The following is a 20,043-nucleotide window of genomic DNA, read 5'->3' as shown; positions in this document are numbered from 1 at the left end:
GCGACCGTCATGCCAGCCTCCTCCCCCGCTTCCACGCACGCCGGCGGCCCGCTCGCGGCCTGGTACGCCGCGTTCGGCGACTGGGCCCGCAGCGACGGCGCCGCGTGGCTCTATCTGTTCAAGGCCCTGCTCGCCGCATTCATCGCGACCGGCGTATCGATGCGGCTCGACCTGCCGGCGCCGAAGACGGCAATGACCACGGTGTTCATCGTGATGCAGCCGCAAAGCGGCGCCGTGCTCGCGAAGAGCTTCTACCGGGTCGCCGGCACGATCTTCGGGCTGATCGCGACGCTCACGTTCGTCGGGCTGTTCCCGCAGCAGCCGCAGCTGTTCCTGCTCGCGGTCGCGCTGTGGATCGCACTGTGCACGGCCGGCGCCGCGCGCAACCGCAACTTCCGCAGCTACGGCTTCCTGCTCGCCGGCTATACGACCGCGCTGATCGGCCTGCCCGCGTCGCAGCATCCGGACGGCGCGTTCATGAGCGCAATGACGCGCGTGTCCGAGGTCATCATCGGGATCGTGTCGGCCGGCGTCGTCAGCGCGCTCGTGTTTCCGCAGTATACGGGCGAGCAGATGCGCACGACAGTGCGCACGCGCTTCGGCAGCTTCGTCGACTACGTCGCGGCAGCCCTGTCGGGCAAGCTCGACCGCGCGCACATCGAGACGATCCATACGCGCTTCGTCGCCGACGTGGTCGGTTTCGAAGCCGCGCGCAGCATGGCCGTGTTCGAGGATCCGGACACGCGGATGCGCAGCGGCCGCCTCGCGCGGCTGAACAGCGAATTCATGAGCGTGTCGAGCCGCTTCCACGCGCTGCACCAGCTGATGAACCGGCTGCGTGCGGCCGGCGCACAGGCCGCGATCGATGCGATCGAGCCGTACTTCCGCGAGATCGCGCCGCTCCTGACCCGCAATGGCGAACCCGTGCGCACGGCGGCCGACGCGGCGCGCGCGGCCGAACAGCTGCTTGCATGGCGCGACGCGCTGCCGCGCCGCATCCGCGCGACCCGCGCGGCGCTCGAAACGCAGCCGGATTTTCCGCTGCTCGATTTCGACACGGCCGCCGAGCTGCTGTACCGCTTCATCACCGACCTGCACGAATACGCGGCGACCTACGCGTCGCTGTCGACCGCGACGCACGAGCGCGAACGCTGGATCGAGCGCTACGAGCCGCGCACCAACGCGACGGCGATGGTGATCGCGGCGATTCGCACCGCGACCGTGATCCTCGTGCTCGGCTGGTTCTGGATCGCGACCGCGTGGCCGAGCGGCGTGACGATGACGCTGACGGCGGCGGCCACCTGCGCGCTCGCGTCGTCGACGCCGCGCCCGACCGCGATGTCCGCGCAAATGGGCATGGGGACCGCGCTGGCCGTCTGCACCGGTTTCCTGCTGACGTTCGGCATCTACCCGCACATCGACGGCTTCCCGCTGCTGTGCGTGGCCCTCGCGCCGCTGCTCTCGATCGGCATCTACATGACGTTGAAGCCGAAGCTCGCGGGCTACGGGATGGGCTACCTGATCTTCTTCTGTTTCCTCGCCGGCCCGGACAGCGTCACGCACTACGACCCGACGAGCTTCATGAACGATGCGCTCGCGCTGGTGCTGTCGATGCTGGTCTCGGCGATCGCGTTCGCGGTGCTGTTCCCGCCGACCGCGCCGTGGCTGAAGAAGCGGCTGTTCGCCGACCTGCGCCACCAGGTGGTCGCGGCATGCCACGCACGGCTGGCCGGGCTGCGCACGCGCTTCGAGAGCGGCGCGCGCGACCTGATGTACCAGGCGCATACGCTGTCGACCGACCAGCCCGACGTGCAGCGCGACGCGCTGCGCTGGATGTTCGCGGTGCTGGAAACGGGCAACGCGGCGCTCGACCTGCGCGCCGAGCTGGCGACGCTGCCGTCCGACCCGCGCTATGCGCCGACGACGCCGTGGCGACGCACGATCGAGACGATGCGCACCGCGCTGTCCGCGCTGTTCAGCAAGCCGAACGCGGAGCGCTTCGACGCAACGCTCGCCGCGGTCAACGCCGCGATCGACGCGACCCGGCAGACGCTCGAGGCGTTCACGCCGTCGCGTGAGGAGCGCCACCGGCTGCAGCGCATCCTGAGCCATCTGCATTTCGTACGCACGGCGCTGCTCGATCCGGAATCGCCGCTCGAGCCGCTCAACCGCAACCGCCCCGTGCGTCCCCAACAAGGAGCCTCGTCATGATGCCGCGTGAAATCGCCATTCTCGATGCCTACATGCCCACGGTGGTCCTGATGTTCGTCCTGGGCGCGCTGGCGACCTGGGCCGTCGACCGCCTGCTCGCCTATACGGGCCTCTACCGTCTCGTCTGGCACCCGTCGCTGTTCCGCGCGTGCCTTCTCGTCTGCATTTGCGGCGGACTGAGTCTTGCCGTTTACCGTTGATTCCGAACCATCATGATTCTCAGAAAACTCTTCGGCTTCGTCGCGACCGCCGTCATCCTCCTCGTCGCGATCCTGATCGGGCGCTCGCTGTGGGTGCACTACATGGACGATCCGTGGACGCGCGACGGGCGCGTGCGGGCCGAGATCGTCAACGTCGCGCCGGACGTGTCGGGTGCGATCGTCGAGCTGCCCGTGCATGACAACCAGCTCGTGAAAAAGGGCGACCTGATCATGCAGATCGACCCGTCGCACTACCAGATTGCGGTCGAGCAGGCACAGGCGGCCGTCGCCGCCCGCCGCGCGGAACTGCAGATGCGCCGCGACGACGCGGCCCGTCGCGCCGACCTCGACGCGCTCGTCGTGTCGAAGGAAAACCGCGAGAACGCGGCGCACAGCGCGTCGAGCGCCGACGCGCAGTACCAGCAGGCGATCGCCGCGCTCGACGCCGCCAAGCTCAATCTCGAACGCACGCGCGTGGTCGCGCCGGTGGACGGCTACATCACGAACCTGCAGACGTTCAAGGGCAACTACGCGGTGGCCGGCCAGGCGAAGCTCGCGATCGTCGACAGCCATTCGTTCTGGGTCTACGGCTACTTCGAGGAAACCAAGCTGCCGCGCGTGAAGATCGGCGCACCGGCCGAGATGCGGCTGATGAGCGGCGGCGTGATGAAGGGCCACGTCGAGAGCATCTCGCGCGGCATCTACGATCGCGACAATCCGCAAAGCCGCGACCTCGTCGCGGACGTGAACCCGACCTTCAACTGGGTGCGCCTCGCACAGCGCGTGCCGGTGCGCATCAAGATCGATGAAGTGCCGGCCGACGTGGTGCTGTCGGCGGGCACGACCTGCACGGTCATCATCGACCCGGACAAGCAGAAGAAGTCGTAACCGCCAGCGGCCGGGCGCTTACGCCGCGACGCGAAAGCGTCCGACCAGCGCCTTGAGCGCCTGCGCCTGCTCGTCGAGCGCATTCGCTGCGGCGGCCGCCTGTTCGACGAGCGCCGCGTTCTGCTGGGTGCCTGCATCCATCTGCGTGACGGCGCGGCCGATCTCGTCGATCCCGGCGCTCTGCTCGTCCGATGCCGCGGAAATCTCGGCGATGATGTCGGTCACGCGCTTGACCGCCCGCACCACGTCGTCCATCGTGCGACCCGCATCGTGCGCGAGCGCCGCGCCGTTCGCGACGCGTTCGACCGATGCGCCGATCAGCGCACGGATCTCCTTCGCCGCGGTTGCCGCGCGCTGCGCGAGCAGCCGCACCTCGCCCGCGACCACCGAAAAACCGCGCCCCTGCTCGCCGGCGCGCGCCGCTTCGACCGCCGCGTTCAACGCGAGAATGTTGGTCTGGAACGCGATTCCCTCGATCGTGCCGATGATGTCGCGAATGTTCTTCGCGCTGTCGTCGATCTCGCTCATCGTCGCGACCACGCGCCCGACGACTTTGCCACCCGCCTCCGCGACGGCCGATGCATTGGCCGCGAGCGCGCTCGCCTGCCGCGCGTTTTCGGCGTTCTGCCGCACGGTCGACGTGAGCTGCTCCATGCTGGCCGCGGTGCGCTCGAGCGCGACGGCCTGCTGCTCGGTGCGCCGCGACAGGTCGAGGTTGCCGGTCGAAATCTCGCCGGACGCGGCCGCGATCGCCTCCGCACTGACGGCGATCTCGCCGACGGTCGCCGCGAGCCCGGTCTGCATGTCGGACAGCGCACGCACCATGCTGTCGCGGTCGTGCCGGCCGAGTGGAATCGGCCGCGTGAGGTCGCCGCGCGCGATGTCGGCGGCAATCGCCTTCGCCTCCGCGGGCTCGCCGCCGAGCTGTGCCGCGAGGCGGCGCACGACCCGTTCGGCGATCATGACCGCCAGCACGATCAGCGCGGCCGTCATCGCCGCGATCATCGCGAACGACGACGAGAAGATCGTTGCGGACGCATCGAGCGTCGCCTTCGACTTCGCGCCACGCGTCTTCACGAGCATCGCGACGAGCTTCTCGAGCTTGCCGGTCTCGACCAGCAGCGACACGTCCTGCGTGCCGACCTGCCAGTTCATCTGCGACAGGTCGAGCGGCTGCGCACGCACGAGCGCGACGAAATCGCGCAGATGGCCGCTCCACGTGCCGACCGCCATCGAGAACGCGCGCAGTCGCGCGGAATCATCCGCATCGGCCGGATCCGCGTAACGCTGCAGCGTCGCGAGTGCCTGGCCGATCGACGCGAGCCCCGCGCCGACCTCGGCGCCCAGGTCGTCACGCTCCTTCGCGGTGGTTGCGGTCAGCAGCATCTTCTGCGCGCGGCTCGCGCGCAGCACCTCGGCGCGCACCTCCTCCGCCGCGCGGCTCGCGACGTGCCCCTGCTCGTAGACCGACGCGATCGACGCGTTCAGCCGGCTGATCTGCCACAGCGAAAACACGCCGATCGCAAGCGTGCCGGCCAGCAGGATCGCGAACGCTGCGCGCAACGTCGCTTTCACGGTCCACGGCCGGCGTTCGCGCCGGGCTGCGCGCGGACGTCGTGCGGCGAGTCCGGCGGCTGCGCCGGATGCGCCGGATGCGCTGGTGGCCGCGCCCGGCTGCGGATGCAATGGTGCTGCTTTCATCGATATATCCCCGTATTGATCACGCCGCCGGAAAGGTCGGTTCCGGCGGTCCCCGCGATGGCTGGCCAGGCCGCGCGTCCTGTGCCCGCCCGGCTCGTGGCCGGTGCCAGGCGCGGCGCGCCTCTGTTGTCGTTGCGTCGTTCTACGGCCGCCATCAGCCGACCTTGAGTCGGGACTAACACCGAGCCGGCCCCACGCGGCCCCGTCGACAGGCGGACGCGCCGCCTGCGTTATACCCGGCCAAAAAAAGGGGGAATGACCGAATCGTCACATCAATGTCTGAATCGCGACAAAACTTGGCCTGACATTCTCGATACGCCACATTACACTTCTTTGACGCAACAACGATTCGAACGCGCCGATCCCCATCAAAGCGCGTCCCGCCACCTCAACTCGCTCAGCTCACATGGAAACCAGCCTCGATACGGGCGCCGGCACCGCCGCCGTCCAGCCGTCTGCGCCACCCGCCGCGCGCACCGTCTATCCGGTGCTCGGCGCGATCAGCTTCTCGCACATGCTCAACGACATGATCCAGTCGTTGATCCTCGCGATCTATCCGATGCTCAAGAGCCAGTTCGCGCTGTCGTTCGCGCAGATCGGCCTGATCACGCTGACCTACCAGATCACCGCGTCGCTGCTGCAGCCGCTCGTCGGCCTGTACACGGACAAGCGGCCGAAACCGTATTCGCTGCCGGTCGGGATGGGCTTCACGCTCGCGGGGCTGCTGCTGATGTCGGCCGCACAGAACTTCCCGACGCTGCTGGTGGCCGCGGCCCTGGTCGGCTGCGGCTCGTCGGTGTTCCATCCGGAATCGTCGCGCGTCGCGCGGATGGCGTCGGGCGGCCGGCACGGGCTCGCGCAGTCGCTGTTCCAGGTCGGCGGCAACGCCGGCTCGGCACTCGGGCCGCTGCTCGCCGCGCTGGTGATCATCCCGCACGGCCAGCACAGCATCGCGTGGTTCTCGGCGGCCGCGCTCGTCGCGATGGTCGTGCTCACGCAGATCGGCCACTGGTACAAGAAGCATCCGTCGATGAAGAAGAAGGCGGCGGCGGCCGGTCATCCGACGCTGTCGCAGGGCCGCGTGCTGGCCGCGATCGGCGTGCTGGTGCTGCTGGTGTTCTCGAAGTACTTCTACCTCGCGAGCATCAACAGCTATTTCACGTTCTACCTGATCGACAAGTTCCACCTGTCGGTGCAGGCCGCGCAGATCCACCTGTTCGTGTTCCTCGCGGCCGTGGCGGCCGGTACGCTGATCGGCGGGCCGGTCGGCGACCGGATCGGCCGCAAGTACGTGATCTGGGTGTCGATCCTCGGCGTCGCGCCGTTCACGCTGCTGCTGCCGTATGCGAACCTGTTCTGGACGAGCGTGCTCTCCGTGATCATCGGCGTCGTGCTGGCGTCGGCGTTCGCCGCGATCCTCGTCTATGCGACGGAGCTGATGCCCGGCAAGGTCGGGATGGTCGCGGGCCTGTTCTTCGGCTTCGCGTTCGGCCTGGGCGGCGTGGGCGCCGCCGTGCTCGGCCAGCTCGCGGACGCGACGAGCATCACGTTCGTCTACAAGGTGTGCTCGTTCCTGCCGCTGATCGGCGTGCTGACAGTGCTCCTGCCGAACCTCGAAAGCAGCCGGCGCAAGAAGGCGTGATGAAACGGCCGCGGCATGCGTGCCGCGGCCGGTGGCTCAAGAACGTTACGATCCGTTTCGCCAAACAGCTATCGATGCCGGGACTCTCGCATGCGACGGTCGAATATTCGAGCGCCCAGCCAGACCAGCGCCAACGCGATCACGAAACTGACGCCGAGCATGGTACTGATCAGGATGTCACCCTGGCCGTGAACACCGAGCGTCTCGAACACGTTGAACAGCGGTTCAAACGCTCGCCAACCGGCGCCGCTTTGAAACCAGTCGTCCAGAGGAGAATTCGCCAGGCCGAGATAGACCGGAATCGTCAATGCGACCGCGGCGAGCAGACGAAGAAGCGCTTTCATTGGACGACCACTCGACCGTAGTGCTTCATCCCGGTGCCTGGAATCGTGCCGACGGCCTGCGACTTCAGGAACTTGCGAAGCGCATCGAACTGGGTTTTGTTCGGTAGCGTGATGCAGCCTTCGCTGATGCCCCAGTATCCGACGGGATGCAACCGGAAGTGGCCGCGCCGGATGCCGTTGATCGACGTCCAGTCGTCGATCACACCATCGTTGCGATACAACGCGAACCAATCCGCGCGATGAGTACCGGCAAGCAGATCGGAGCGAAAGTCGTTCAACCACCCCATGCGTCCACCGCTCTGGCGATCCACGATGTAATAAACACCGGCCGGCAACGGCCCGTCGTTGGGAACGGTTGTCGAATTCGGATCATTGACGTATCGACCATTGCCGCTGAACGCGGCGACTACCCCGAAACCCGTGCAATGCAGGACGGACGAGCGTTGACGGTTCAACGAGAAAGTACATTCGTCCTGACTGCCCCAACTTCCCGGGCAGCCGTGAGAGCTTAATCCATCATGGACCCTTCGTCATTGCAGCGCCCAAGCACGGCGCGCCTCCCTACATGATTGCCGCGCCACGCTCCGTCGCATGCAGCGTCAGAAACCGCTTGAGGATGCCGGACGAATAGCTGCTCGCGATCGCCGACAGGAAGTGCGAGAACGACTGCGTCGCGTGGTCGTCGGCCGTGTCGGAGATCGTGCGCACGAGGGCGAACGGCACGTCGTGTTCGGCGCACACCTGCGCGATCGCCGCGCCTTCCATCTCAACCGCGAGCGCGTCCGGCAGCGCGTCGCGCAACGCGACGACTTCCCGCTCGCTCGACACGAAGCGGTCGCCGCTGATGATCAGCCCGCCGTGCAGCGTCGCGCCGGCCAGCCCGAAGCGCTCGGCGAACTGCGCGCCCTCCTCGGCGACGAACAGCGCGCAGGCAGCCTTCAGGCGGGCCGTCAGTTCCGCGTCGGTCGCAAACCGCGTGATGCCGAGCAGCGGCACCTCGTAGCGCGGAAACAGCGGCGACGCATCGAGGTCGTGCTGCAGCAGCGTATCGGCGACGACGACGTCGCCGACGCGTACCGTGCGCGACACGCCGCCCGCGACCCCGGTGAACACGATGCCGGACACGCAGAACACATGGATCAGTGCGCTGACCGTCGCGGCAGCCGCGACCTTGCCGACCCGCGCGAGCGTGACGACGCAGGCCGCGCCGTGCACGGTACCGACGTGGTAATCGCGGCGGCCGAGCGTGATCGTCTTCATCACGCCCTCCGCGCGCATCGCGGCGATCAGGTCGCCGAGTTCCTCGGGCAGCGCGGCGAGAATGCCGAGCGGGCGCGTCGAAACCGTTTCAACCATGTCGATGCTCATCATTCCACCGCTTGCAGTTTCGCGACCGCCAGCGCGAGCCACTTCTCGCCGTGCCGCTTGAACTTCACCTGCGCCTTCGCATCGGCGCCGTTGCCTTCGAGCGCGGTGACCGTACCTTCGCCGAACTTGGTATGGAAGACCTGCTGGCCGACGCGAAAGCCGGTATCGGCCGCGCGCTGCTTGTTCGCGAACGCCGGCAGCGGCGCGGAGACCGCGGCATCGACGACCTGCTCGCGACTGCCGCCGCCCGGTCGCGCGAACCAGTCGCGCCCCCAGCCGGCATTGTCCGAGCGGCCACCCCAGCGCGAGCCCGCCTCGACCTTCGGCGTCAGCCACTTCAGCACGTGCTCAGGCAATTCGTCGAAGAAGCGCGAGCGCACGTTGTAGCGCGTCTGGCCGTGCAGCATCCGGCTCTGCGCGAACGACAGGTAGAGCCGCTCCTTCGCGCGCGTGATCGCGACGTACATCAGCCGGCGCTCTTCCTCGAGGCCGTCCGATTCGAGCACGCTGTTCTCGTGCGGGAACAGCCCTTCCTCGAGGCCGGTGATGAACACGGCCGAGAATTCGAGCCCCTTCGCCGCGTGCACCGTCATCAGCTGCACGGCATCCTGGCCGGCCTGCGCCTGGTTGTCGCCGGCTTCGAGCGATGCGTGCGACAGGAAGCCCGCGAGCGGCGTCATCGTGTCGGGGTTCTGCGCGGGGTCGTCGAGCGGCGCCGGATCGAGCACGTCGACCGACGGATCGTTCGCGTCCACGCCGATTTCCGGCGCCGCGATCGCACCCGCGCGCAGCGGAATCGAGCGGGCCGGCGCGTCGAGCCCGTAGCCTTCCTCGCTGACGAACGCGGTGGCCGCGTTCACGAGTTCCTGCAAGTTCTCGAGGCGATCCTGGCCTTCGCGCTCGCCCTGGTAGAAATCGGCGAGGCCGCTCGCGCGCACGACGTACTCGACCGTCTCCGGCAAGCTCATCTGCTGCGTCTCGGCGCGCATCTTCGCGATCAGCGTCGCGAACGCGCCGAGGCTCGTGCCGGCCTTGCCGGTCACGTAGGGAATCGCGGCGGCCATCGAGCAGTCGTACAGGCGTGCGGCGTCCGCGAGCTGCTCGATCGAGCGCGCGCCGATCCCGCGCGTCGGGAAGTTCACGACGCGCACGAACGCGGTGTCGTCGTTCGGGTTGTCGATCAGGCGCAGGTACGCGAGCGCATGCTTCACTTCCTGGCGCTCGAAGAAGCGCAGGCCGCCGTACACGCGATACGGGATGCCCGACGTCATCAGCGTGTGCTCGATCGCGCGCGACTGCGCGTTGCTGCGATACAGGACCGCGACTTCGCTGCGCGACATGCCGGTGTTGATCAGCGAGCGGATCTCCTCGACGATCCAGCCGGCTTCCTGCGCATCGGTGCTCGCCTCGTACACGCGCACGGGCTCGCCGTGGCCGGCGTCGGTGCGCAGGTTCTTGCCGAGGCGGTGCGCGTTGTTCGAGATCAGCTGGTTCGCCGCATCGAGGATGTTGCCGTGCGAGCGGTAGTTCTGCTCGAGCTTGATCAGGTTGCGCACGCGGAATTCGTCTTCGAAGTCGCGCATGTTGCCGACGTTCGCGCCGCGGAACGCGTAGATCGACTGGTCGTCGTCGCCGACCGCGAAGATCGCGTTCTCGCCGCCCGCGAGCATCTTGAGCCACGCGTACTGCAGCTTGTTGGTGTCCTGGAACTCGTCGACGAGGATGTGCTTGAAGCGCGCCTGGTAGTGCGCGCGCAGCGGCGCGTTGTACGCGAGCAGCTCGTAGCAGCGCAGCAGCAGCTCGGGGAAGTCGACGACGCCCTCGCGCTGGCACTGCTGGTCGTACGCCTGGTACAGCTCGACGAACTTGCGGTTGAAGTTGTCGGACGCGTCGACCTTGTCGGGGCGCAGCCCCTGCTCCTTCGCGTTGTTGATGAAGTACTGGACGTTCTTCGGCGGATATTTCTCGTCGTCGACGTTCGCCGCCTTCATCAGCCGCTTGATCGCCGACAGCTGGTCGGCCGTGTCGAGGATCTGGAAGGTCTGCGGCAGGCCGGCGTCGCGCCAGTGCGTGCGCAGCATCCGGTTGCACAGGCCGTGGAACGTGCCGATCCACATCCCGCGCGTATCGATCGGCATCATCGCCGACAGCCGCGCCATCATCTCGCGCGCGGCCTTGTTCGTGAAGGTGACGGCCAGCACGGTGGCCGGCGATGCGTAGCCCTGCTGGATCAGCCACGCGATGCGCGTGATCAGCACGCGGGTCTTGCCGCTGCCCGCCCCCGCGAGGATCAGCGCCGGTTCGTTCGGCAGCGTGACGGCGGCATATTGTTCAGGATTCAGATTGGCGAGCAGATCGGGCATGGAGCGGCAGCGGACGTGCGAGAAAAATGCGGACCCGCCATTATAAGTCGGTCGCGCGATGCCTTTCCGATCCGTTCGATCACACGCCGCCGCCGCGCTGCGAGCGCGTCGCGACGGGCCCGCGCGGGCAAGGCGATAGCTGGTCGATGTGCATCCATTTATAATTGTCGGATTCGGCATCCAATTCACGCATTTTTCGGCAGATTTCCAACCATGAGCGACAGCACGCTTGCGAAGAGTTTCGAGCCCCACACCATCGAGTCCCAATGGGGGCCGGAGTGGGAAAAACGCGGCTATGCCGCCCCGGCATTCGACCCGACCCGCCCCGATTTCGCGATCCAGCTGCCGCCGCCGAACGTCACCGGCACGCTGCACATGGGCCACGCGTTCAACCAGACGATCATGGACGGCCTCGCGCGCTACCACCGGATGCTCGGCGAGAACACGCTGTGGGTGCCCGGCACCGACCACGCGGGGATCGCGACCCAGATCGTCGTCGAGCGCCAGCTCGATGCGCAGGGCGTGTCGCGCCATGACCTCGGCCGCGAGAAGTTCGTCGAGCGCGTGTGGGAGTGGAAGCAGCAGTCCGGCTCGACGATCACGGGCCAGGTGCGCCGTCTCGGCGCGTCGACCGACTGGTCGCGCGAATATTTCACGATGGACGACAAGATGTCGGCCGCCGTGCGCGACGTGTTCGTCACGCTCTACGAACAGGGCCTGATCTACCGCGGCAAGCGGCTCGTCAACTGGGATCCGGTGCTGCTCACCGCGGTGTCGGATCTCGAGGTCGCGAGCGAGGAGGAAAACGGCCACCTGTGGCACATCCGCTACCCGCTCGTCGACGGTTCGGGCTCGCTGACCGTCGCGACCACCCGCCCCGAGACGATGCTCGGCGACGTCGCGCTGATGGTCCATCCGGAAGACGAGCGCTATGCGCACCTGATCGGCAAGCTCGTCACGCTGCCGCTGACGGGTCGCGAGATCCCGGTGATCGCCGACGACTACGTCGATCGCGAGTTCGGCACGGGCGTCGTGAAGGTCACGCCCGCGCACGACTTCAACGACTACCAGGTCGGCCTGCGCCACAACCTCGCGCCGATCGAGATCCTGACGCTCGACGCGAAGATCAACGACAACGGCCCCGCGCAGTATCGCGGCCTCGACCGCTTCGACGCGCGCAAGGCCATCGTCGCCGACCTCGACGCAGAAGGCTTCCTCGACTCGGTGAAGCCGCACAAGCTGATGGTGCCGCGCGGCGACCGCACGGGCGTCGTGATCGAGCCGATGCTGACCGACCAATGGTTCGTCGCGATGACGAAGCCGGCGCCGGAAGGCACGTTCAACCCGGGCAAGTCGATCACCGAAACGTCGCTCGACGTCGTGCGCAGCGGCCAGATCAAGTTCGTGCCGGAAAACTGGACGACCACCTACTACCAGTGGCTCGAGAACATCCAGGACTGGTGCATCTCGCGCCAGCTGTGGTGGGGCCACCAGATTCCCGCGTGGTACGGCGAGAACGGCGAGGTGTTCGTCGCGCGCAACGAGGAAGAAGCGCGCGCGCAGGCTGCCGCAAAGGGCTATGCCGGCGCGCTCAAGCGCGACGAGGACGTGCTCGACACGTGGTTCTCGTCGGCGCTCGTGCCGTTCTCGTCGCTCGGCTGGCCGAACGAAACGCCTGAACTGCAGCACTTCCTGCCGTCATCGGTGCTCGTCACGGGCTTCGACATCATCTTCTTCTGGGTCGCCCGGATGGTGATGATGACGACGCACTTCACCGGCAAGGTGCCGTTCCATACCGTCTACGTGCACGGCCTCGTGCGCGACGCGGAAGGCCAGAAGATGTCGAAGAGCAAGGGCAACACGCTCGACCCGATCGACATCGTCGACGGCATCGATCTCGAAACGCTGGTCGCGAAGCGCACGACGGGCCTGATGAACCCGAAGCAGGCCGCCACCATCGAGAAGAAGACGCGCAAGGAATTCCCGGACGGCATCGCCGCGTTCGGCACCGACGCGCTGCGCTTCACGATGGCGTCGATGGCGACGCTCGGCCGCAACGTGAACTTCGACCTCGCACGCTGCGAAGGCTATCGCAACTTCTGCAACAAGCTGTGGAACGCGACGCGCTTCGTGCTGATGAACTGCGAAGGCCACGACTGCGGCAGCGACAAGCCGGAAGTGTGCGGCGCGGGCGATTGCGGCCCCGGCGGCTACCTCGACTTCTCGGCGGCCGACCGCTGGATCGTGTCGCTGCTGCAGCGCACCGAGGCCGACATCGCCAAGGGCTTCGCCGATTACCGCTTCGACAACATCGCGACCAGCATCTATAAGTTCGTGTGGGACGAGTACTGCGACTGGTACCTCGAGCTCGCGAAGGTGCAGATCCAGAACGGCACGCCGGAACAGCAGCGCGCGACGCGCCGCACGCTGCTGCGCGTGCTCGAAACGGTGCTGCGCCTCGCGCACCCGATCATCCCGTTCATCACCGAGGCGCTCTGGCAGAAGGTCGCACCGCTCGCGGGCCGCTATCCGCAAGGCAAGGCCGAGGGCGAAGCGTCGCTGATGACGCAGGCGTATCCGGTCGCGAACCTGCAGAAGATCGACGAGGCGTCCGAGCAATGGGCGGCCGACCTGAAGGCGATCGTCGACGCGTGCCGCAACCTGCGCGGCGAGATGAACCTGTCGCCGGCGACCAAGGTGCCGCTGCTCGCAGCGGGCGACGCCGAGCGCCTGCGCTCGTTCGCACCGTACGTTCAGGCCCTCGCGCGCCTGTCCGACGTGCAGATCCTCGCGGACGAAGCGGCCCTCGACAAGGAAGCGCACGGCGCGCCGATCGCGATCGTGGGCCCGAACAAGCTGGTGCTGAAGGTGGAGATCGACGTCGCGGCCGAACGCGAGCGCCTGTCGAAGGAAATCGCGCGCCTCACGGGCGAGATCGCGAAGTGCAATGCGAAGCTCGGCAACGAGGCATTCGTCGCGAAAGCGCCGCCGGCCGTGGTCGAACAGGAGCAGAAGCGCGTCGCCGATTTCCAGAGCACGCTGGAAAAACTGCGCGCCCAGCTCGATCGCTTGCCTGCGTAACAAACCGTAAGGTCGTTTGCGTTCACTATAATCGGAACGTGAACATAGACCATCTGACAAGTCGATTACAGGAATAAAGGTTCGATCATGTTGAAAGTCACCAAGGCGGTATTTCCCGTTGCCGGTCTCGGCACGCGGTTCCTCCCGGCAACGAAGGCGAGCCCGAAGGAAATGCTGCCGGTCGTCGACAAGCCGCTGATCCAGTACGCGGTCGAGGAAGCGATCGCCGCGGGCATCACCGAGATGATCTTCGTGACCGGGCGCAGCAAGCGCGCGATCGAGGATCACTTCGACAAGTCGTACGAAGTCGAGGCCGAACTCGAGGCGCGCGGCAAGGAAAAGCTGCTCGAGCTCGTGCGCAGCATCAAGCCGAGCCATGTCGACTGCTTCTACGTGCGTCAGCCGGAAGCGCTCGGCCTCGGCCATGCGGTGCTGTGCGCGGAAAAGCTCGTGGCCGACAACCCGTTCGCGGTGATCCTCGCCGACGACCTGCTCGACGGCAACCCGCCCGTGATGAAGCAGATGGTCGACGTGTTCGACCACTATCACAGCTCGGTGATCGGCGTGGAAGAGATCCCGCCGTCGGAGACGAAGTCGTACGGGATCGTCGACGGCAAGGAGTGGGAAGAGTCGATCGTCAAGATGTCGGCGATCGTCGAGAAGCCTGAGCCGGAAGTCGCGCCGTCGAACCTTGGCGTGGTCGGCCGCTACATCCTGAAGCCGCGGATCTTCCAACACCTGCGCGCGCTGAAGCCGGGTGCGGGCGGCGAGCTGCAGCTCACCGACGCAATCCAGGCGCTGCTCGCCGACGAACAGGTGCTGGCCTACAAGTACCAGGGCACGCGCTACGACTGCGGCAGCAAGCTCGGCTACCTGAAGGCGACGGTCGAATTCGCACTGCGCCACCCGGAAGTCGGCACCGAGTTCGACGCGTACCTGCGCGCGCGCGGCAACGCGCAACCGGCCGCCTGAACGCGGCACGGGCCGGCCTCGCCTTCCCGGCGGGCCCGCCCTCACCTCACGGCCGGCGCGTCAGCGCGTAGCGGCCGACTTCACCGAGACGACGCCCGGCATTGCGCCCGCGTCGTCTTTTTTCGTCTTCACGAGCCAGCCATCGCCCTGCTCGAACGGCAGCTTCGCAAGCGCGCTCTTCACGAGCGTCGACGCGGCCTGCTGCGTGCCCGCATCGCGATCGCGCAGCGACGCCGATACGCGATAGACGTCGGCGCCCGAGCTCGCGTCGACGAAACGCAACGTCAGCACGTGGCGGTACACCTTGCCCGCGAACGGCAGCGCGAACGGCGCCGGCCCGTCGACGGTCACGCACGCGCTGCTCGCGGCGCCGCATTGGTCGGCCGTCGCCGCGACCGACGCCGGCTGCGTCGCATAGGCGATCGACAGCCGGTAGCGCGCGGCCTTCCCGGGTTGTGCGTCGAAGCCGCGGTGCGCGAGCTCGTCGCGCACGAGCGTCTCGATCTGCCGGTACTCGGCATCATCGGCCTGAGCGGCCGTGCGGACGAAATCGTAGCCGTGCGCACCGGATGCGAACGCATTCGGCTGCCCGAGCGCGCTCACGCCGGTCGTGACGCCAGCGCAACCCGTCAACAGCAACGCCGCCAGCGCGGTCGCTGCCCATTCCTTTCTCATGACTTCCCCCAAATGCCTGCCGTCGTGCCCGGCCCTGTCAGGCGGACGGCTCGTCGATCGCGGGCAGCGACACCGTCACCGCGGTGCCGATACCCACTTCGCTGTCGACCGTCACGCTGCCGCCGTGGCGCGTGACGACCGTCTTCACGAACGCCATGCCGAGCCCGGAACCCGAGATTTCGGGCCGCTCGCCGGCATGGAACCGCTTGAAACGCTCGAACAGATGCCGCTGATCTTCCGGCGCGATGCCGTACCCCTGATCGCGAATCGTACAGAACATCCGCTTCGATGCATGCTCGATCGTCAGCGTACACGCGATCACGGTGTCGGACGGACTGTATTTGACCGCATTGTTCAACAGGTTGACGAACGCACGCGTGATCAGCGAGCGGTCGGCGCGCATCCAGCCCATGTCGGTGCCGACGTCGGTGTCGATGCGGATGCGCTTCGCCTGCGCCTGCGGCCAGACTTCGTCGCTCGCGTCGATCAGCACGTCGACGAGGCTCGTCGGTTCGAGCTGGTACGTCTGCGACTCCGCGCGCGCCAGTTGCACGAACTCGTCGGCAAGCAGCAGCGCACGGTGCGCATACCGCTCGATCCGCGCAAGCAGCCCGCGCATCGCGTCGGTTTCGACGCGTTCGCGCTCGATCTCGACGAGCGCGAGAATCGACGACTGCGGCGAGCGCATGTCGTGCGACAGCAGGTGCAGCGCCTCCTCGCGCTGCCGCTCGGCCGCATGGAGCTCGGTCACGTCGACGAGGCCGGCGATCCAGCCCGTCACGCGGCCCTGCGCATTCGTACATGCCGCGTAGCGTAACAGATGGTCGAGCCCGTCGCGGTCGCGCACCTCGATGCCGCGCGCCATCGCGTCGTATTCAGCCTCGAGCGTCGGGTCGAGCGCGGCCGGCCAATGCTCGCGGATCGCGACGTCGTGTTCGACGTTGCCGTCGACGGTCTTCATGAAGGTCAGCTCGCCGAGCGCGGCGCGCAGCGGCCGCCCTTCCGGCAACGGCAGCGCGAGCCGCGACCCGTAGCGCTTCGCCGCATGGTTCGCGATCAGCACGGTCCCGGCCAGGTCGGTGACGAAGATCGGCTCCGGCATGCTGTCGAGGCTGTCCCACACGAAGCGCTTCATGTCCTGCACGCGCTGCGCGGCCTGCGCCATCAGCGCCATCTGCCGTTCGAGCGCGTCGCCGCCGACGCTGCGCGTGCGCGGCGCCTCGGGCAGCAGGTGCGGCTCGTCGGCCAGCCGCTGCAGCTCGCGGCGCAGATACGACATCGTCATTTCCAGGCGGCGCCAGTTCCAGATCGGGTACACGGCGATCAGCCCGAAGATCGCGGGCGCGGGCGACAGCCATACGCGCGCCCCGAACAGCAGCGCCAGGCTCGCGACGACGGCCAGCGCGGCCAGGCTCAGCGTCAGCAGCAGCGCGCGCCACGGCGACAGCATCAGGAAGCCGCCCAGCAGCACGGCGAGCGGCAGCAGCGACGCGGCGAAGAGCCCGACGCGCGACGCGGGCAGGATCGCGCTGCCGGTCGTCAGCATGTCCAGCACGTTCGCATGGATGTACACGCCGGCGAGCGGGCCGAAATCGCCCGACACCGGCGTCGCGAAGCGGTCGTAGAGGCCGGATGCGGTCACGCCGACGACGACGATCTTGCCGCGCAGCGCGTCCGGCTTCACGCGCCCTGCGAGCACGTCGTCGAACGACAGCGTCGGATACGCGGGCGTGTTGCGACTGAACGGAATCAGGTAGCGGCCCTCGCCCGTCGCGTCGCGCGACAGGTCGTGCGCATCCGCGCCGGGCGCACCGCCGGCCGGATGCAGCCGCCCGGCCTGGATCGCACGATAGACGGGGACCATCAGCTGCGGCCAGCGCACACGCCCGTCGCTTTCGAACAGCGCGACACTGCGCACGATGCCGTCGGGATCGACTTCGAGATTGATGTGGCCGAGCCCCATCGCACGTGCCGACAGCTCGGCCACCGGCGGATCGACGGTGCGCGTGCCGTCTGCCTGCTCGGGGCTCAGCAGGACAGGCAGGAAGGTCGGCACATGGGCCATTGCGTCCGCAAACGCGCGATCCTCGGGCGATTGCTCGGTAAACAGCACGTCGTAGACGACCGCGGCCGGCTGCGCACGCACCAGCGCGTCGAGCAGCCGCGCATGCACGCTGCGCGGCCATGGCCAGCGGCCGAGTGCGGACACGCTCTGGTTGTCGATGTCGACGACGACGATGTCGGGCGACAGCGGCAGGCTGCGCAGCATCAGCAACCGATCGTAGATCAGCCCGTCGACGCTCGTCGACAGCCGGCCGAGCGCGCACGCGAGGATCACCGCGATCCCGAGGCAGCCGATCGCGATCCACTCGATCAGGAAGCGGCGGCCGAGGCGCCGCCGCGGAGAAACGGAGTCGGTTTTCATGCGCCGCGAGTCAGCGCGACAACGTGAACGCGCTGACCGGACTCGTCTTCTGATAGAACTTGCCGCCTTCGAACTCCTCGACCGTCACCGCCCAGTAGTAGTCGCCGGGCGGCAGATGCGCAACGGTGATCTTGCGCGCCTGCAGGCCGACCTGATCGACGACGGGCGCGCTCAGGTCCTTCGAGCGCGACAGCACGAACCGATAGTGCGCATCCTTGCCCGAGCCGTTCGGCGACCAGCGGAATTCGTAGCCGCCGGCGCCGGGTGACGCGGTCGCGTCGAGCCCCATCTGGCGCCGCTCGAACGCATAGGTGCGCGGCAAGCCTTCGAGGCCGTTAGCGTCGATCGCGGCGACCCGCACGAAGTACGTGCCGTTCGGCACGTCGCGGAACACCGCACGCGGCGTATCGGTATGCGTTTCCCGGAACAGGTCGAGCATCCCCGCGTCGTGCGCGAGTTGCAGGCGGTACGCATGCGCATCGGTGAGCGGCGCGATGTCGAACGCGACGTCGGGCTCGTCCTGCACCTTGTCCGGGTGCGCGAGCGCCGGTGCGGGCAGCAGCTGGACGGGTGCGCCGACTGCGCCGGACGACGTCGCGATGCTGCCGAAGTTCGCATGCACGAGCGTCGGGTCGGCCGGCTGCCGCTTGCCCGCGACGCCGACGGTGCCGTCGAGCACTTCGACGCGCGTCGCCGCGTTGCCGGCCGCGTCGTAGTTCACGCGAAACCGCGTGCCGCGCACGCCAGCCACGACCGATGGCGAACGGATCTGGAAACGGTCGTCGCGCTTCTTCAGATGCGTGACTTCGCTGTCGACCGAGCCGCGCGTGAGTTCGAACTCGCGATCGAGCGTGCCGGTCAGCACGGTGCGGCGCAGCGTCTTCAGGTCGAGCTGGCTGTCGGGGGGCAGGCTCATGTGCGTGCCGTCGACGAGTTCGAGCGTCACGAAGCCGTTCGCGCCGGTGCGCACGCGGTCGCCCTCGCCGAGCGCCGCATCGTTCGCGAGCGGCGCGTAGGCGTCGCCGGACGCGCGCTCGGCCGTGCCCTGCACCGCGACGACGCGCGCGGTCAGTTTTTCCTTGCGCAGCCGCGCGACCGGCAGCTTCAGCGCGATACCGGGCTGCAGGTGCTTCGGAGCCGGCACGCCGTTGATCTGCTGCAGCAGTTGCCAGTCGTCCGGACCCTGCAGATAGCGCGCGGCGACGTCGTACAGCGTGTCGCCGGCGTGCGTACGGTAGACGACCATCTTGCCCGCGGCAGCCGGCGGCTGCGCAGCGGCCTGCTGTGCCGCGAACGCAAATGCGACCGCGCACGCCGCGAGCAGTGCCGCCGCGGGCCGCGTGATTCGCGTGGTCACTCCGGTTCTCCCTGGCCGACCCGCTCGAGCCGGTAGCCGTAGCCGTAGATCGGCGCAAGGCGATAGCCGTTTTCCGGCCGCAGACCGAGCTTCGTGCGCAGCATCGAGACGTGCGTGTCCATCGTGCGCGACGGGATGTCCGTCGCCTGCTTCCACACGAGATCGAGAATGTGCGCACGCGACAGCGGCCGGTCGAGGTGCTGGAACAGCAGCAGCGCGAGCTCGAATTCCTTCTGCGTGAGGCTCACGGCCTTGTCGCCGACGTACGCCTGCTTCAGGTTCACGTCGAAGCGGAACTGGTCGAACTCGCGAACGGTGGCTTCGGCGTTGACCGGATAAGCACGGCGCAGTAGCGAGCCGATGCGCGCGCGCAGGATCGGGCCCGACACGGGCTTGACCACGTAATCGTCGGCGCCGGCGTTGAGGATCTGCGTGATCCCCGCCTCGTCGTCGCGGCTCGTCATGAAGATGATCGGCAGGCTGTGCTCGGTCTGGTTCGCACGCACCCACTTGAGCACTTCCTCGCCGGACATGTCAGGCACGTTCCAGTCGAGCACGAGCAGGTCGAACGTCTCGCGCTGCAGACGCTTCTTCAGGGCCTTGCCTTCCTTGAACGCATAGCACGTGTGGCCGGCGGCCGTCAGCGTTTGACTGACGAAATCCGTCTGGGCCGGATCGTCATCCAGTACAGCAATTCTCATAGCACCCCGCAAATCGAAATCGATTCGTCCAGTTCAGCTCCCCGCGCGTACCCCGCCGCGCAACACGTGCGCGGCTTTCGACACCGGCCGGCGAGCCGTCGTTTGCCGAGCGCGC

The 20,043-nt window shown here is 67.6% G+C and carries 15 protein-coding genes; 6 read left to right on the top strand and 9 right to left on the bottom strand.

Annotation, left to right across the window (positions count from 1 at the left end; all coding sequences use genetic code 11):
- Positions 1-9: 9 nt before the first annotated feature.
- The 3 genes from AC1Z3W_RS26145 to AC1Z3W_RS26135 are packed head-to-tail and all read left to right on the top strand — an operon-like array spanning position 10 to position 3,299.
- Positions 10-2,211 (top strand): FUSC family protein, encoded by a 2,202-nt coding sequence (locus AC1Z3W_RS26145; RefSeq protein ID WP_483508769.1) that lies wholly within the window; start codon positions 10-12, stop codon positions 2,209-2,211.
- A complete protein-coding gene (locus tag AC1Z3W_RS26140) occupies positions 2,208-2,411 on the top strand; it encodes a DUF1656 domain-containing protein (protein ID WP_011351756.1) in 204 nt (67 codons plus the stop codon). The genes AC1Z3W_RS26145 and AC1Z3W_RS26140 overlap by 4 nt, the downstream gene beginning before the upstream one ends.
- Positions 2,412-2,423: 12 nt before the next feature.
- On the top strand, positions 2,424-3,299 hold the full coding sequence (locus AC1Z3W_RS26135; RefSeq protein WP_057924273.1) for an efflux RND transporter periplasmic adaptor subunit: 876 nt from the start codon (positions 2,424-2,426) through the stop codon (positions 3,297-3,299).
- An 18-nt stretch (positions 3,300-3,317) separates the two neighbouring features.
- On the opposite strand, the gene AC1Z3W_RS26130 is transcribed toward AC1Z3W_RS26135, so the two are convergent.
- The gene (locus AC1Z3W_RS26130) at positions 3,318-5,000 is read right to left on the bottom strand and encodes a methyl-accepting chemotaxis protein (RefSeq protein WP_483508768.1); all 1,683 of its coding nucleotides are present in this window, start codon (positions 4,998-5,000) and stop codon (positions 3,318-3,320) included.
- A 406-nt stretch (positions 5,001-5,406) separates the two neighbouring features.
- Between AC1Z3W_RS26130 and AC1Z3W_RS26125 the strand changes: the two genes are divergently transcribed.
- On the top strand, positions 5,407-6,642 hold the full coding sequence (locus AC1Z3W_RS26125; RefSeq protein WP_124835156.1) for an MFS transporter: 1,236 nt from the start codon (positions 5,407-5,409) through the stop codon (positions 6,640-6,642).
- Positions 6,643-6,710: 68 nt separating this feature from the next.
- Here AC1Z3W_RS26125 and AC1Z3W_RS26120 read toward each other — a convergent pair whose 3' ends face one another.
- The 4 genes from AC1Z3W_RS26120 to AC1Z3W_RS26105 form a co-directional block, all read right to left on the bottom strand.
- Entirely contained in the window at positions 6,711-6,986 is a 276-nt protein-coding gene (locus tag AC1Z3W_RS26120) for a hypothetical protein (RefSeq protein ID WP_057924270.1), read from the bottom strand.
- On the bottom strand, positions 6,983-7,441 hold the full coding sequence (locus AC1Z3W_RS26115) for a DUF2778 domain-containing protein (protein ID WP_483508766.1): 459 nt from the start codon (positions 7,439-7,441) through the stop codon (positions 6,983-6,985). Before AC1Z3W_RS26115 ends, AC1Z3W_RS26120 begins: the two co-directional genes overlap by 4 nt.
- A gap of 106 nt (positions 7,442-7,547) precedes the next feature.
- A complete protein-coding gene (locus AC1Z3W_RS26110; RefSeq protein ID WP_057924268.1) occupies positions 7,548-8,357 on the bottom strand; it encodes a 5'-methylthioadenosine/adenosylhomocysteine nucleosidase in 810 nt (269 codons plus the stop codon).
- Entirely contained in the window at positions 8,354-10,717 is a 2,364-nt protein-coding gene (locus tag AC1Z3W_RS26105) for a UvrD-helicase domain-containing protein (RefSeq protein WP_057924267.1), read from the bottom strand. The genes AC1Z3W_RS26110 and AC1Z3W_RS26105 overlap by 4 nt, the downstream gene beginning before the upstream one ends.
- A 213-nt stretch (positions 10,718-10,930) precedes the next feature.
- Between AC1Z3W_RS26105 and AC1Z3W_RS26100 the strand changes: the two genes are divergently transcribed.
- Together AC1Z3W_RS26100 and galU are read left to right on the top strand one after the other, a co-directional pair.
- The gene (locus tag AC1Z3W_RS26100) at positions 10,931-13,798 is read left to right on the top strand and encodes a valine--tRNA ligase (protein WP_124835158.1); all 2,868 of its coding nucleotides are present in this window, start codon (positions 10,931-10,933) and stop codon (positions 13,796-13,798) included.
- Between the two features lie 87 nt (positions 13,799-13,885).
- Positions 13,886-14,770 (top strand): UTP--glucose-1-phosphate uridylyltransferase GalU, encoded by an 885-nt coding sequence (gene galU, locus AC1Z3W_RS26095; protein WP_057924265.1) that lies wholly within the window; start codon positions 13,886-13,888, stop codon positions 14,768-14,770.
- A 60-nt stretch (positions 14,771-14,830) separates the two neighbouring features.
- Here the strand turns inward: galU and AC1Z3W_RS26090 are convergent, their stop codons facing one another.
- From AC1Z3W_RS26090 to AC1Z3W_RS26075, 4 genes are read right to left on the bottom strand one after another with little or no spacing between them, the layout of a single operon-like run.
- The gene (locus AC1Z3W_RS26090; RefSeq protein ID WP_057924264.1) at positions 14,831-15,445 is read right to left on the bottom strand and encodes a DUF4136 domain-containing protein; all 615 of its coding nucleotides are present in this window, start codon (positions 15,443-15,445) and stop codon (positions 14,831-14,833) included.
- A 37-nt stretch (positions 15,446-15,482) separates the two neighbouring features.
- Complete coding sequence (locus tag AC1Z3W_RS26085) at positions 15,483-17,870, bottom strand: CHASE2 domain-containing protein (protein ID WP_124835159.1); 2,388 nt, start codon at positions 17,868-17,870, stop codon at positions 15,483-15,485.
- 10 nt (positions 17,871-17,880) lie between these two features.
- Entirely contained in the window at positions 17,881-19,227 is a 1,347-nt protein-coding gene (locus tag AC1Z3W_RS26080) for a FecR family protein (RefSeq protein ID WP_124835160.1), read from the bottom strand.
- Complete coding sequence (locus tag AC1Z3W_RS26075; protein WP_057924261.1) at positions 19,224-19,928, bottom strand: response regulator transcription factor; 705 nt, start codon at positions 19,926-19,928, stop codon at positions 19,224-19,226. Before AC1Z3W_RS26075 ends, AC1Z3W_RS26080 begins: the two co-directional genes overlap by 4 nt.
- Between the last annotated feature and the right edge of the window lie 115 nt (positions 19,929-20,043).

The organism is Burkholderia sp. 10_S31, from assembly GCF_056930375.1.
The sequence above is the reverse complement of the archived record's forward strand: the minus strand, read 5'-3'. Positions and strand labels throughout refer to the sequence as shown.

Excerpts from the sequence above, each read along its gene's own strand:
- AC1Z3W_RS26135 (WP_057924273.1), top strand. The coding sequence starts at position 2,424 with ATGATTCTCAGAAAACTCTTCGGCTTCGTCGCGACCGCCGTCATCCTC.
- AC1Z3W_RS26100 (WP_124835158.1), top strand. The coding sequence starts at position 10,931 with ATGAGCGACAGCACGCTTGCGAAGAGTTTCGAGCCCCACACCATCGAG.
- AC1Z3W_RS26110 (WP_057924268.1), bottom strand. The coding sequence starts at position 8,357 with ATGATGAGCATCGACATGGTTGAAACGGTTTCGACGCGCCCGCTCGGC.
- AC1Z3W_RS26085 (WP_124835159.1), bottom strand. The coding sequence starts at position 17,870 with ATGAAAACCGACTCCGTTTCTCCGCGGCGGCGCCTCGGCCGCCGCTTC.
- AC1Z3W_RS26105 (WP_057924267.1), bottom strand. The coding sequence starts at position 10,717 with ATGCCCGATCTGCTCGCCAATCTGAATCCTGAACAATATGCCGCCGTC.
- AC1Z3W_RS26125 (WP_124835156.1), top strand. The coding sequence starts at position 5,407 with ATGGAAACCAGCCTCGATACGGGCGCCGGCACCGCCGCCGTCCAGCCG.
- AC1Z3W_RS26145 (WP_483508769.1), top strand. The coding sequence starts at position 10 with ATGCCAGCCTCCTCCCCCGCTTCCACGCACGCCGGCGGCCCGCTCGCG.
- AC1Z3W_RS26075 (WP_057924261.1), bottom strand. The coding sequence starts at position 19,928 with ATGAGAATTGCTGTACTGGATGACGATCCGGCCCAGACGGATTTCGTC.
- AC1Z3W_RS26130 (WP_483508768.1), bottom strand. The coding sequence starts at position 5,000 with ATGAAAGCAGCACCATTGCATCCGCAGCCGGGCGCGGCCACCAGCGCA.
- AC1Z3W_RS26140 (WP_011351756.1), top strand. The coding sequence starts at position 2,208 with ATGATGCCGCGTGAAATCGCCATTCTCGATGCCTACATGCCCACGGTG.
- AC1Z3W_RS26090 (WP_057924264.1), bottom strand. The coding sequence starts at position 15,445 with ATGAGAAAGGAATGGGCAGCGACCGCGCTGGCGGCGTTGCTGTTGACG.
- AC1Z3W_RS26120 (WP_057924270.1), bottom strand. The coding sequence starts at position 6,986 with ATGAAAGCGCTTCTTCGTCTGCTCGCCGCGGTCGCATTGACGATTCCG.
- galU (WP_057924265.1), top strand. The coding sequence starts at position 13,886 with ATGTTGAAAGTCACCAAGGCGGTATTTCCCGTTGCCGGTCTCGGCACG.